The following is a 13,359-nucleotide window of genomic DNA, read 5'->3' as shown; positions in this document are numbered from 1 at the left end:
CTCGACGAGCCCACCACCTACCTCGACCTGCGCTACCAGGTCGAACTCCTCGACCTCATGCGTGACCTGGCGGACGACCACGGCATCGCCGTCGGCGCCGTCCTCCACGACCTCGACCAGGCGGCGGCCGTCGCCGACCGGATCGTCCTGCTCGACGCGGGACGGGTCGTCGCGGACGGCGACCCCGAGGACGTACTGACTCCCGAGCGGCTGTCCGGCACGTACGGCATCCGCATCGAAGTGGACACCGATCCACTCACCGGCCGGCTGCGCACCCGTGCGATAGGCCGCCACCACTCGCGAAGCGAAAGGCTCAGCACCACATCATGAGACGACTTCTCCTCACCGCGGCGGCCGCCACCACCGCGGCTCTCGCCCTGTCGGCCTGTGGCACCACCGAGCCCGCCGCCGACGACGCGAAGAAGACCACCGAGCGCATCACCCTCACCGACTCCACGGGCGAGAAGGTCGAGCTCGACGGCCCCGCCAAGAAGGTCGTCGGCACCGAGTGGAACGTCGTCGAGCACCTGATCACGCTGGGCGTCGACCCGGTCGGCGTCGCCGACGTCAAGGGGTACAAGACCTGGGACACCGCCGTCCCGCTCAAGAACGAGCCCAAGGACATCGGCACCCGCGGCGAGCCCAGCGTGGAGACGGTCGCCGCCCTGAAGCCCGACCTCATCGTCGCCACCACGGACCTGCCGCCGGCCGCCGTGAAGCAGCTGCGCAAGGTCGCCCCGGTCCTGACGCTCAAGGCCGCCGACGCCGCCGACCCGATCGGCCGGATGAACGCGGACCTGGACGCCATCGCCAAGGCGACCGGCACCACGGAGAAGTCCGACGAGCTCAAGAAGCAGTTCCAGGCGAAGCTCGACGAGGGCAGGAAGAAGCTCGCCGACGCCGGTCTCGCCGGGACGCAGTACGCCTTCGCCGACGGCTACGTCATGTCCAACCAGGTCTCGATCCGCCCCTACACCAGCGGTTCGCTGATCGGGGCGGTCAACGAGAAGCTCGGCCTGAAGAACGCCTGGACCGTCAAGGGCGACCCGGCCTACGGTCTCGGCACCACCGACGTCGAGGGCCTCACCAAGCTCGGTGACGTGCAGTTCGCCTACGTCGGCAACGACGGCGACGCCGGCAGCACGCCGTTCACCGGCGTCCTCGCCAAGGACAAGGTCTGGACGTCCCTGCCGTTCGTCAAGAAGGGCAACGTGCACCGCCTTCCCGACGGCATCTGGATGTTCGGCGGCCCCCAGTCGATGAGCACGTACGTCGACTCCGTCGTCACCGCGCTGACGAAGTAACACCATGGCCGTCACCGCAACCACCCCCGCCACCCGTCCGCCGACGGCCACGTCCCGGACGGGCGCGGCTCCGGTGACGGCCGCCCTGGTCCTCCTCGTCGCCGCCCTCGCGCTCGTGGACATCACACAAGGCACCGCCGCGGTCGGCGCGGCCGAGGTGTGGAAGGCGTTCACGGGCCAGGCCGATCCGGCCGACGCGTCCGTCGTCATCGCGTCCCGCCTGCCGAGGATGACCGCCGGCCTGCTGGTCGGCGCCGTCCTCGGCCTGGCGGGCGCCGCCCTCCAGGCCGTCAGCCGCAACGTCCTCGCCTCGCCCGACACCCTGGCCGTCAACGCGGGCTCCTACTTCGCGCTCGGCCTCGGCGCCGCCTTCGGCCTCTCGCTCCCGCTGTTCGCCTCCTCCGCCCTCGCCTTCGTCGGCGGTCTCGCGGCCGCGGCCGTCGTCCTCGCCCTCTCGGGCCTGGGCGCCGGAACCGTCCGCCTCGTCCTCGCGGGCAGCGCCCTCACCCTCGGCCTCACCGCCGTCACCGAAGGCCTGCTCCTGCTGTTCCCCGCGGAGACCGAGGGCCTCTTCCAGTGGAACCAGGGCAGCATCTCCCAGAACGGCTTCGACGGCGTCCTGCAGATGGCCCCGATCGCCGTCCTCGGCCTCGTCGGACTGCTGCTCCTCGCCCGCCGGGTCGACGCCCTCGCCCTCGGCGACGACGCCGCCCGCGGCCTCGGCGTGCCCGTCCGCGCCACCCGGGTCACCGCCGTCGTCCTCGCCGCCCTGCTCTCCACGGCCGCCGTCACCCTCGCCGGACCCGTCGGCTACGTCGGCCTCTGCGCCCCCGCGATCGTCCGGCCCCTCGCCCGCAGGTTCAGGGGTTTCACCACGTCGCGCGGCTTCCTGCCCGCCGCCGGACTCACCGGCGCCGCCCTCGTGCTCGGCTCCGACGTCCTGCTGCGCTCCCTCGTACCGGCGGACGTGGTGGTCTCCGTGCCGACCGGCGTCGTCACCAGCCTCGTCGGCGCCGTCTTCCTGATCGTCATGGCCACCCGCCTCCGGGACACGGCCGGAGCCACCGCCACCGAGCGGCTCCGCATCAGGAGCAGGGCCCGCTTCCTCACCGTCACCGCGGTCCTGGTGGCCGTGGTGATCGCCGTCGCCGTCGCCGGTGTACTCCTCGGCGACAGCAAACTGCTCCTCGGCGACGTCGTGAACTGGGCCCAGGGGCGGGCCGGCCGGACCGTCACCTTCGTCCTCGACACCCGGGTGCCCCGTGTCCTCGCCGCCCTCTTCGCGGGCGCCGCGCTCGCCCTGGCCGGCACCCTCGTCCAGGCCGTCACCCGCAACCCGCTCGCCGAACCCGGCATCCTGGGCATCTCCGGCGGCGCCGCGCTCGGCGCCGTACTCCTCGTGACGACCGTGCCCGTGGCCGGCTCGTGGGGCATGGCAGGCGCCGCGTTCGCGGGCGCCGCCGTCAGCTCCGTCCTCGTCTTCGGACTGGCCGCGCGGGGCGGGTTCCAGCAGAACCGGCTCGTCCTCGTCGGCTTCGGCGCCGCCATCGCCGCCTCCGCCCTGATCAGCCTGCTGATCATCCTCACCGACCCGTTCAACGCGACGAAGGCCCTCACCTGGCTGTCGGGATCCACCTACGGTCGGTCCCTGCCCGACGTGGTACCCCTCGTCGCCGTCCTCGCCGTGGGCGCGGCCGTCACGTTCGCCCGGCGCACCGAACTCGACCTCGTCTCGCTCGACGAGGACACCCCGCGCCTCCTCGGCCTCGGCCTGGGACGCGCACGCCTCGGCTTCCTCGTCCTCGCCGTCCTGCTCACCGCCACCGCCGTCGCCGCCGCCGGCACGATCGGCTTCGTCGGCCTCGTCGCACCCCACGCGGCCCGCGCCCTGGTCGGCCGTCAGCACGCGCGCGTGGTGCCGGTCGCCGTCCTCCTCGGCGCCGCCCTCGTCTGCACCGCCGACCTCGTCGGCCGCACGGTGATCGCCCCGGCCCAGCTCGGCGCGGGTCTGATGACGGCGGTGATCGGCACGCCGTACTTCCTGTATCTGCTGGTACGGAGCCGACGCGGCTAGGCCCTGCCGTCACGGAGCAGGCGGGAGTTCGACGACGGCGCCTGGGCCCGTCACGAGCGCCACGAGGCCCGGGCCGGGGGCGGACGACCTAAGCTGCCCTCCGGCACAGGCCTCGATCCAGGAGTACGCACCATGACCGACCGCGACCGGCAGCCTCCGTATCCCGACGCCCTCCGGCCGGACGTGGATCCGGCACCGCACGAGTTCCTCGCGCCGGTGACCGGGCTGCTCGGCACCTGGGTCGGCACGGGACGGGGCGGGTACCCGACGCTCGCCGAGGACTTCACGTACGCGCAGGAGGTCACCTTCGGCCACGACGGCCGGCCCTTCCTCCACTACGAGGCGCGCGCCTGGCTGATCGACGCGGACGGCAGCCCGCTGCGGCCCGCTGCGCGGGAGAGCGGCTGGTGGCGGCTCAAGCCCGAGGGCACCGTCGAGGCGCTGATCACCCAGCCCACCGGCATCGCCGAGATCATGGTCGGCCGCGCCGAGAACGGCACGATCGACCTCACCACCCACACGGTCGCCCTCGCCCCCACGGCCAAGTTCGTCGAGGCCACCCGCCGCCGATACACCCTCGCGGACGCGGACACCCTGGACTTCGTCCACGACCTGGCGGCGGTGGGCCGGCCGCTGCAACACCATCTGTCGGCACAGCTGCGGCGCGAGGACGGGAAGTAGAACCATGGGGAACCTGAACGACGACGACCCGTACCTGTGGCTTGAGGACATCTCCGGAGAGGCCGCGCTGGCCTGGGTGGCCGAGCGGAACGCGGAGACGGCGGGAGCGGTGACCGGGGGCGACGCGTTCGGGGCCCTGAAGACACGGCTGCGGGAGGTGCTCGACGCCTCCGACCGGATTCCCTACACCGTGCGGCGCGGCGAGCACCTGTACAACTTCTGGCGGGACGCGGACCACCTGCGCGGAGTGTGGCGGCGGACGACCCTGGAGCAGTACCGCCAGGACGCCCCCGAGTGGGAGGTGCTCCTCGACGTCGACGCGCTGGCCGCCGCCGAGGGCGAGAAGTGGGTCTGGGACGGCGCGCGGGTACGGCGACCGGCGTACGACCGGGCCCTGGTGCGGCTCTCGCGAGACGGCGGGGACGCCGTCGTCGTCCGAGAGTTCGACCTCGGCACACGGGAGTTCGTCGACGACGGATTCCAGCTGCCCGAGGCCAAGACACGGATCGGATGGGTCGACGACGACACCGTCTTCGTGGGTACGGATCTGGGCCCGGGCTCCCTCACCGACTCCGGCTATCCGCGTACCGTCCGCCGATGGCGCCGCGGCACACCCGTCGAGGACGCCGCCCTCGTCTACGAGGCCGACCCGGCGGACGTGGCCGCCTGGGGCTACCGGGACACCACACCCGGGTTCGAGCGGGAGTTCGTCGGCCGGTCCCTGGACTTCTTCCGCAGCGAGACGTACCTCCTGCGCCCCGACGGCACCCGCGTACGGATCGACGTGCCCGACGACGCGAGCGTCTACGCCCATCGGCAGTACCTGATCGTCACCCTCAAGTCCGCGTGGCTCGGGCAGCCGACGGGCTCGCTGCTCGCCTTCGACTTCGACGCCTTCCTGGCGGGCGACCGCACTCCCGACGTGCTGTTCACGCCCGATCCCCGGACCGCCCTCGCCGGACACACCTGGACCCGCAACCATCTCCTCCTGGAGACGATGCGGGACGTCAGCACCCACATCGAGGTCCTCACCCCCGCCCCCGACGGCGGCGGTTGGACGCGCGAGCCGCTCGTCGGCGTCCCGGCCCTGTCCGCCGTGAGCGTCGTCGACACCGACCCCGACGTGTCCGACGAGTACTTCCTCGACGTGTCCGGGTTCCTCCAGCCCTCCACCCTCCATCACGGGTGGGTCGGCGGCGGCTCGGAGGTCCTCAAGCAGGCCCCGCACCACTTCGACCCCACGGGTCTCACCGTCGACCAGCACTTCGCGACCTCCCGGGACGGCACCCGCGTCCCGTACTTCCTCGTCGGCCCCGACCGCGCCGCCACGCCCGGCCCCGGTCCCACCCTGCTCTACGGCTACGGCGGCTTCGAGGTCTCCCTCACCCCGTTCTACGGCGGGGTGACGGGCCGGGCCTGGCTGGAACGCGGCGGCACGTACGTCATCGCGAACATCCGAGGCGGCGGCGAGTACGGCCCCGACTGGCACCAGGCCGCGCTCGGCGCCGAACGCCCCCGGGCCTTCGAGGACTTCGCCGCCGTCGCCGAGGACCTCGTCGCAAGGGGCATCACCACCCCGGCCATGCTGGGCGCCAAGGGCGGCAGCAACGGCGGGCTCCTCATGGGCGCCATGCTCACCCGCCACCCCGAGCTCTTCGGCGCGATCGTCGCCCAGGTGCCGCTCCTCGACATGACCCGCTTCCACAAGCTCCTCGCGGGCGCGTCCTGGATCGCCGAGTATGGCGACCCCGACGACGAGGCCGACCGCCCCCACCTGCTCGAACTCTCCCCGTACCACCGGCTCGCGGCGGACCGGGACTACCCGCCGGTCCTCCTGACGACCTCGACCCGCGACGACCGCGTCCACCCCGGGCACGCCCGGAAGACGGCGGCCCGGCTGCGGGAACTCGGCCACCGGGTCCTCTTCCACGAGAACACCGGCGGCGGGCACGCGGGCGCGGGAGACAACGAACAGGCCGCCCACAACAGCGCGCTCGTGCACACCTATCTGTGGCAGCAGCTCACCGGAGGGGGAGAGGAAGCGGAAGCAGGGGCAGGGGCAGGAGCGGAGGCGCCGACGATCCCCGGACCGCTCACAGCCACCCCGACCGCTGCGCCTGCAGCGCCATCTGGAACCGGCTCGTAGCCCCGAGCCGGGCCATCAGGACCTGCACGCGGCGGAAGAGCGTACGACGGCTGACGCCGATCTCCCGGGCGATGACCTCGTCGCTCGCGCCCGCCGCGAGCAGCCGGAGCAGCCGCCGGTCGGCGGGCAGCAGTCCCGCCGGCCTGGCCGAACGGCCGTGGAACGGCAGCGCGTTCTGCCACGCCTGCTCGAACAGCGCCACGAGCGCGGAGAGCAGGCCGCACGGCTGCACGACCAGCATCGTGTTGTACACGTCCGTCTCCTTGATCGACAGGGCGACCAGGGCGTACGCGTCGTCGATGATCAGGAGCTTGACCGGCACCGACGGAAGGACCCGCGCCTGCTCGCCGGCCTCGATGCACGGCTCGATCGAGTTCTCCAACTGCCCAGGATGCTCCAGGGACTCCCGCGAGTACACGACCCGCTGGGTCACCCCACGCGCGAGCGTGGCCAGCGCGTCGTCCGTGGCGCCGACGAGGGGGAAGTACGGCGGCGAGTCGAACTGCCGGATCTGCTCCCGGGCACTCGCCCACGCCTGACGCATCCGGAGCCCGATGGCGTCACCGGTCACGACCTCCACCAGCGGATCGTGATACCCCGCGAGCCGCTGCCGCCGGAACGACTCGAACGCGCCTCCGACGGTGATCCGGGACTCGTCGAGCTCGGCCGCCCGCCGCCGCCCGAGGATCTCCAGACCCGCGGCGGGCGGCACCGGCGCGACGACGTCGGAACCCTCCTCGGCGGCGCTCGCCAGACCGCAGTCGACCAGCTCGCGGTACGCCTCCACCAGCGCCTCGTCCCCGAGCCCGGCCGCGGCACCGATCGAACTCAACGGCGCGGGCCCGCACTCCAGGAGCGTCCGGTAGACCCGGGCGCCCTCCTGTCCGATGCCCAGAAGCCGGAGTGCCTCGCTGAGTTTCCCGTTCGCCATGGACCGATTATCGACGTCTTCGATCCGGGGCCGTCGGTCGCCCTCAGCGCCTGCGCGCCCTGCGGCGAGCCGCCGGACGGCTTCTCCGAGTACGACTGGCCGGCCGCCGCCCGGACGCCCCGCTGAGCGCCGCGGGGATGGCCGATCCGTGCCACTGGCGGTCTTCGGCAACCGGCGCCCGCGTCGCGGAGTACCTTCCGGAAGCCGCCGGCCCACGGCGGTCGAGGAACTCATCCGGAAGAAGGTGCAGGACGTGGCGAAGGGTCGCAAGAACGGCCTCTACGAAGGCGTCTCCGAGGAGCTCTCCACCCTGATGAGGTCGGGGTGGGCGGACACCGAGCGGCACGGGCTCGAGCCCGACGAGCAGGCCCCGTACGCGGCCCGACGCCGCGCCGCGCTCTCCGCGCGTTTCCCCGGCGAGCGCCTCGTGATCCCCTCCGGCAACCTCAAGACCCGCTCCAACGACGACACGTACCCCTTCCGCCCCTACACGGGATACGTGCACATGACCGGCGACCAGGCACGCGACGGCGCCCTCGTGCTCGAACCCCGCGCGGACGGCGGCCACGACGCCTACTGCTACCAGCTGCCGCGCGACAGCCGCGACAACGACGAGTTCTGGATCGGCTACACGGCCGAGCTGTGGATGGGCCGGCGCCGCTCGCTCGCCGAGGCCGAGGTCGTCCTCGGGCTGCCCTGCCGCGACGTCCGGACCGTCGCCCAGGACCTGGCCGCGGGTTCCGGTGTGCCGACCCGGATCGTCCGTGGCATCGACCCGGCACTCGAGGCCGCGGTCACCACGGACGAGGAGCGCGACGACGAGCTGGAGGAGGCGCTCTCCGAACTGCGGCTCGTCAAGGACGCGTGGGAGATCGGCGAGATGCGCAAGGCGGTCGACTCGACCGTCCGCGGGTTCACCGACTGCGTCGGCGAGCTGTCGAGGGCCGTCGCCTCCTCCGAGCGGTGGATCGAGGGCACCTTCTTCCGCAGGGCACGCCTGGAGGGCAACGCCGTCGGATACGGCTCCATCTGCGCCGCCGGTGAGCACGCCACGATCATGCACTGGACGGAGAACGACGGCCCGGTCCGGCCCGGCGAACTGCTCCTGCTCGACGCGGGCGTGGAGACCCGCTCCCTCTACACGGCCGACGTCACCCGCACGCTGCCGATCAGCGGCACGTTCACCCCGGTCCAGCGCCAGGTGTACGACGCGGTGTACGAGGCGCAGGAGGCCGGCATGGCCACGGTCAAGCCGGGTGCCCCGTACCGCGACTTCCACGAGGCGTCCCAGCGGCACCTGACGGCGCGGCTCGTCGAGTGGGGCTTCATCGAGGGCCCCGTCGACCGGGCGTACGCCCTCGGCCTCCAGCGTCGCTTCACGATGGCCGGCACCGGGCACATGCTCGGCCTGGACGTCCACGACTGCGCGCAGGCCCGCACGGGGGAGTACGTCGACGGCGTCCTCGAACCGGGCATGGTGCTCACCGTCGAGCCCGGCCTGTACTTCCAGCCCGACGACCTGACCGTGCCGGAGGAATGGCGGGGCATCGGCGTCCGGATCGAGGACGACCTCGTCGTCACCGACGACGGCCACGAGAACCTGTCGGCGGGCCTCCCGCGCTCCTCGGCCGAGGTCGAGTCCTGGATGGCGCGCTTCGCGGGCTGACCCCACCAGGGGGTGCACCTCGGGTGTCGGCGGATACGCGTCCCACCGCGTCCCGGCTGCCGTGGTGTCCCGCCCCGGTTGCCGAGTGCTCCAGGCCCTGTCGTCGAACCCCCGTCGTCGCCCCGAGGGCGGCCCTGCGGAGTTTGACGAGGGGGCTCAGGGGGAGGCCGTCGGGGTCGCGATCGGCCTGCGGATCTCGTCGCGTATCTTGCGGGTCTCCGCAGCCGCCACTTCGAGAGGGGCGCTCGGGGTGAACCCGATCGCGACGGTGGTGTTGGCGTCGCCCCAGCCGCACACGGTCTTTTCGTCCACCGTCTCGCAGCGGAAGTCGACGTCCGAGCCGGGCACGCGGATCGTTCTGGGCGGGTCGCTGACGGTCTCGCGGCCCGTGACGGTCATGGCTCTCATCAGGCTGTCCCGATCCGACTCCGGGTCCGTGGACCGTCCGGACGAGCCGGAAACCCGCACCGTGCGGAACGTGACGCCCTTCTCGATGCCGGTACTGGTGACGGTGTAGTCGGCGGAGTAGTGCGTCGAGCCGTTCTGCGGGTCGGCGGGAAGGCGGTTCTCGATGTTGCGCCCGTACGCGCCGTCCACCATCGACTCGGGAAGGACGAGCTCGTGCGTGGCCGGGGGGAGCGAGGCGTCCGAGCCCCAGCCCGGTCCTCCGGCCGCGTAGATGCCGTAGCCCGTGCCACCGAGCACGAGCAGGGCTCCCACGACAGCGGCGGCGACCCGTCCGGTGGGCGTCTTCCCCGGCGAGGGCCCGCCGCCCCGGGCCCCGGTGTGCGGGGCCCCGGCGTGCGGGGCGGCGCCGACGGTCGCGGCATCGGCGATGTCCTTCGCGGTCGGTGCGGCGGCCGACGCGGCGGTCGGCGTCGGCGTCGGTGCCGGCGCCGCGGACGGCGCCGCCGTGGAGGCCTGCGTCGGCGGACGGGCAGCCGCGTCCGCCGCCGGCTTCGCGGCGGTCTCCGGCGCCAACAGGTCCAACAGCCTTCTGGGGGAGGGCCTTTGCGCCGGGTCCTTGGCCAGACAGGCGGCGACCACCGGGCGTATGCCCTCCGGCACGGCGGACAGGTCCGCCGGCTCGTGCACGGCCCGGTACATCAGCATCATCGGAGTGCCCTCCCCGAACGGCTGCCCGCCGGCCGCCGCCACCAGCACCGCGCCCAGCGCGAACACATCGGCGGCGCCGCCCACTTCGAGGCCCTGGGCCTGCTCGGGGGCCAGGAAGCCGGGGGTGCCGAAGGCCGCGCCGGTATGGGTCAGCCGGGTCGCCTCCAGGGCCCGGGCGATACCGAAGTCGAGCACCCGCGGACCGTCGTCGGCCATGATGATGTTGCCGGGCTTGAGGTCGCGGTGGATCAGGCCGCAGCCGTGGATGGCCTGCAACGCCTCCGCCAGCGCCGCGCCGAGCAGCCGCAGTCGGGCCTCCTCCATCGGTCCGCGCTCGGCGAGCAGCCCCGAGAGCGTCGGCCCCGCGATGTAGGCGGTCGCGAGCCACGGCGCCGCCGCGTCCGGGTCGGCGTCGACCACCTGCGCGGTGTGGAACCCGCCGACCCTGCGGGCGGCGTCGACCTCCGCGCGGAACCGGGCGCGGAAATGCGGATCGGCGGCCAGCTCGGGCCGGGCCACCTTGACCGCCACGGTGCGTCCGCCCCGAGACCGCGCCAGGTACACCGTCCCCATGCCGCCCGCGCCCAGCTCGCGCTCCACGGCGTAGTCGCCGACGCGCTCCGGCAGGTCCGCGCCGTCCACTCGCCACCTCCTTTGCGGCACGCCCCCGTTGGAATGCCGCGGGCCAGTATGGCCGACCCTCCGCGCGGCGTCATCCGCGGACGATCACGGTTCACGCGTAAGCCGTGAGGTCCTCGTACAGGGCGAAGAGGCGGGGGAGCGGCGGGCCGGAGTCCGGCCCGGGGCGGTCCGTCAGCGCGGTCCACGCGGTGGCGAAGAGCTGACGCGCCCGGGCTCCCGGCCAGGGCGCGGGGAGCAGTTCGGGAGGCAGCAGGGGGTCGGGCCCCATGGCGTACGTGAAGGCGGCGGCGAGCTGGACGGCGAGCGTCAGCCGCTCGGGGGCCGTCGGGCTCGCGGCGTGCTCGGCGTCGTCCGGGTTCTCCAGCCGGTCGAGGCAGCTTCGGGCGAAGGCGGCCAGTCGGTCGTGCCGGGCGGCGATCTCGTCGAGCGGCCAGAGCGCGGCGGCCAGCGCCCGCGGTTCGGCGACGTCCCCGACCCGCAGGTCGGTGCTGGTGAGGTACGTGACCTGGCCGGGGACGCCGAGGTGGCGGGCCTGGGCCTCGACGAGCGGTTCGATCGGATTGGCGGCGGCGTACAGGCCTCCTTGGAGCGGCGCGGCGCCGAGGTGGAGCAGGGTGTCGCGGAGCGCGTCGCGGGCGGCCCGCGCCGACTCCGGAACGGCGAAGGCGAAGAGGTGCCACCTGCCGTCCCAGGGGGCGAGCCCGTGGTCCTGGCGGTAGGCGTGACCGACATGGGCGGCGTCGGGGGCGATCGCGCCGGTGGGGTCGGCGACCGCGCGGAGAACGGCCTTGCGCCCCCGCCCCTCGTGGGTGAAACGGCCCTCCGCGACCAGGCGCTTGACGCAGAGCCGGACCTGCTGGTCGGTCATGGAGAGGAGCCCGGCGACGGTGTAGAGCTCCCCGGCGTCGACGGTGCCGTCGGTACGGACGAGGGCGTGCACGAGCGTGCGGGTGGGGACGGGGTTCCACGCGGAGTCATCGGCGGGTTCGGCGCGTTGGCCGGGCCGGGTGAGTGCGGCGGGTTCGGCGGGCTCGGTGGGTCGGGCGAGGTGAGCGGCCTCGGCGGCCTCGGCGGGTTCGGCACGTGCGGCATGCTCGGCACGGTCCGATTCCTCTGCCGCTTCCGTCCTCCCGGCCCCCGTCGGGGTGGTTCGGCGCTTCATCGGGCCTCCTGGCCGTGCGGGAAGTCGGCGGCCGTGACCGGCCGGTGCATCGTCGTGGCGGCGCCGAAGCCCATCAGGTCGCGCAGGTAGGGGGTCTTCTCCGTGTGGACGGCGACGAAGCCGTGCCGCTCGTACAGCGCGCGGGCGCGCGGGTTGACGTCGATGACGTCCAGGCGGATGCGGCGGCAGCCGGCTTCGGCGGCCACGGCGGCGACCTCGCGCAGGAGGAGGCCGCCGATGCCCGTGCCCCGGCGCTCGGGGGCGACCGCGATGCCGTCCATCACCAGCTCACGGTCGGCGGCCCTGCGCTCCAGGAGCGCGAGGAGGGCGAGACGGGGCAGCCCGCGCAGCACCCCGTACGCCGCGAGGACGTCCGCCGCGCCGCCGCCGGTGAGCCCGCGCCCGTCGAGCTGGTAGCCCGCGACGCCCGCCACCTCGCCGTCGACGAGCGCGGTGACGCCCCGGTCGAGGTGGAGGTGGGCCGCGAGGAAGGCGCGGGCCTTGTCGGGGGGATTCAGGGCGGCGCCGAGCTTGCGCCCGAACGCCTCCCAGTACAGCGCGGCGACCCTGCCCTCGCTGCCCTCGGGCACGCCCCGGCGCACCACTGGCCGTGTGTCCATCGGTCTCCTCCGGCTCCTTCGTACTCCCCTGCGAGCTTGCACTATCGATAGTAATACGTTCATTCTCGGTACGAGCGTTTTCGTAGCGATAGTTATGGGGGAAGTATGAGACTGCAGGCGACTGCGGCGGAGCGAGGTGCCGGGGATCCGGGGCCCGGGGGTGGTGGTGCGCGGCTCGCGCAGGTCGACGCCCTGCGCGGGTTCGCCCTGTTCGGCATCCTCGTCGTCAACATCGGCTTCCTGGCGTCGGCCTACCGCGGCGTGGGTCTGGCGGACCCCGGCTTCGACTCGCCTCTCGACGGCGCGGTCCGGTGGTTCGGCGCGGTGTTCTTCGAGGCCAAGTTCTTCCTGCTGTTCTCGTTCCTCTTCGGCTACAGCTTCACCCTCCAGCTCGCCTCGGCCGAGCGTGGCGGCGTTCCCTTCGTCCCGCGCTTCCTGCGGCGCCTCGCGGGCCTGTTCGTCCTCGGCGTGCTGCACGCGGTCCTGCTGTACCCCGGCGACATCCTCACCACGTACGCCGTCCTCGGTCTGATCCTGCTCGCCGCCCGCCGTGTCCGGCCCCGCGCCGCGGTGCGTACCGCGGTGATCCTCCTCGCCGCCACCGCCGCCTTCTACCTCCTCCTCGCGTGGGGTGTTCATCTGGCCGGTGGCGCGGGGGGCGATCCGGGCGCCGCGGCCGAGGCCGAACGGGCCCTGCGGGAGCTGCGCGGCGGCCCCGGTGCGGTGATCGGGGAGCACCTGGGGCAGCTGTCCGAGGTCGTGTTCGTGCTGGTCCTCTTCCAGGCTCCGGCCGCCCTGGCCGCCTTCTTCCTCGGATTCGCCGCCGGGCGGGTCCGGGCGCTCGGGGACCTCGCCCGTCATCGGGGGACCCTGGTCCGGATCCAATGGGTGGGTTTCACGGTCGGGCCGCTCGGCGCGGTGGTCTACGCGCACGCGAACCTGGCGGCGTCGGACGGCGCGTACCAGGCCCTCGCCGTCGCGGTCGACGTCCTGACCGCGCCGCTGCTCGCCGCCGCG

Annotated in this window: 10 protein-coding genes and 1 pseudogene; 7 read left to right on the top strand and 4 right to left on the bottom strand. The window is 73.4% G+C overall.

Features of this window, described 5'->3' with window-relative positions:
- The 5 genes and pseudogenes from fecE to AOK00_RS33940 form a co-directional block, all read left to right on the top strand.
- Positions 1 to 330 (top strand): annotated as a pseudogene (gene fecE / locus AOK00_RS33960) (Fe(3+) dicitrate ABC transporter ATP-binding protein FecE); the annotation flags it as partial.
- Entirely contained in the window at positions 327 to 1,304 is a 978-nt protein-coding gene (locus tag AOK00_RS33955; protein WP_055603984.1) for an ABC transporter substrate-binding protein, read from the top strand. The pseudogene fecE and the gene AOK00_RS33955, both read left to right, overlap by 4 nt.
- A 4-nt stretch (positions 1,305 to 1,308) precedes the next feature.
- The gene (locus tag AOK00_RS33950; protein ID WP_055603983.1) at positions 1,309 to 3,378 is read left to right on the top strand and encodes an iron ABC transporter permease; all 2,070 of its coding nucleotides are present in this window, start codon (positions 1,309 to 1,311) and stop codon (positions 3,376 to 3,378) included.
- A gap of 132 nt (positions 3,379 to 3,510) precedes the next feature.
- Complete coding sequence (locus AOK00_RS33945; protein WP_055603982.1) at positions 3,511 to 4,059, top strand: FABP family protein; 549 nt, start codon at positions 3,511 to 3,513, stop codon at positions 4,057 to 4,059.
- 4 nt (positions 4,060 to 4,063) lie between these two features.
- Positions 4,064 to 6,205, top strand: coding sequence for a prolyl oligopeptidase family serine peptidase (locus tag AOK00_RS33940; RefSeq protein WP_055603981.1), 2,142 nt, complete (start codon positions 4,064 to 4,066; stop codon positions 6,203 to 6,205).
- On the opposite strand, the gene AOK00_RS33935 is transcribed toward AOK00_RS33940, so the two are convergent.
- Positions 6,153 to 7,136 carry a helix-turn-helix domain-containing protein gene (locus AOK00_RS33935; protein WP_055603980.1) on the bottom strand — a complete coding sequence of 328 codons (984 nt, stop codon included), beginning with the start codon at positions 7,134 to 7,136 and terminating at the stop codon, positions 6,153 to 6,155. The genes AOK00_RS33940 and AOK00_RS33935 overlap by 53 nt on opposite strands.
- Before the next feature lie 253 nt (positions 7,137 to 7,389).
- On the opposite strand from AOK00_RS33935, the gene AOK00_RS33930 reads away from it, so the two are divergent.
- On the top strand, positions 7,390 to 8,802 hold the full coding sequence (locus tag AOK00_RS33930; protein WP_055603986.1) for an aminopeptidase P family protein: 1,413 nt from the start codon (positions 7,390 to 7,392) through the stop codon (positions 8,800 to 8,802).
- A 156-nt stretch (positions 8,803 to 8,958) separates the two neighbouring features.
- Here the strand turns inward: AOK00_RS33930 and AOK00_RS41665 are convergent, their stop codons facing one another.
- The 3 genes from AOK00_RS41665 to AOK00_RS33915 all read right to left on the bottom strand — a co-directional run bounded on the left by AOK00_RS41665 (position 8,959) and on the right by AOK00_RS33915 (position 12,342).
- Positions 8,959 to 10,560, bottom strand: a complete 1,602-nt coding sequence (locus AOK00_RS41665; RefSeq protein WP_437441466.1) for a serine/threonine-protein kinase — start codon at positions 10,558 to 10,560, stop codon at positions 8,959 to 8,961.
- Positions 10,561 to 10,651: 91 nt separating this feature from the next.
- Positions 10,652 to 11,722, bottom strand: a complete 1,071-nt coding sequence (locus AOK00_RS33920) for a PaaX family transcriptional regulator C-terminal domain-containing protein (protein ID WP_079042337.1) — start codon at positions 11,720 to 11,722, stop codon at positions 10,652 to 10,654.
- On the bottom strand, positions 11,719 to 12,342 hold the full coding sequence (locus tag AOK00_RS33915) for a GNAT family N-acetyltransferase (RefSeq protein WP_055603979.1): 624 nt from the start codon (positions 12,340 to 12,342) through the stop codon (positions 11,719 to 11,721). Before AOK00_RS33915 ends, AOK00_RS33920 begins: the two co-directional genes overlap by 4 nt.
- Positions 12,343 to 12,447: 105 nt before the next feature.
- On the opposite strand from AOK00_RS33915, the gene AOK00_RS33910 reads away from it, so the two are divergent.
- Positions 12,448 to 13,359: DUF418 domain-containing protein (locus AOK00_RS33910; protein ID WP_055603978.1), on the top strand; the 912-nt coding region annotated here is incomplete at its 3' end.

Source organism: Streptomyces aureus (genome assembly GCF_001418135.1).
Taxonomy (GTDB): Bacteria; Actinomycetota; Actinomycetes; order Streptomycetales; family Streptomycetaceae; genus Streptomyces; species Streptomyces aureus_A.
Note: the sequence above shows the minus strand (reverse complement) of the source record. Positions and strands in the feature narration are given on the sequence as shown.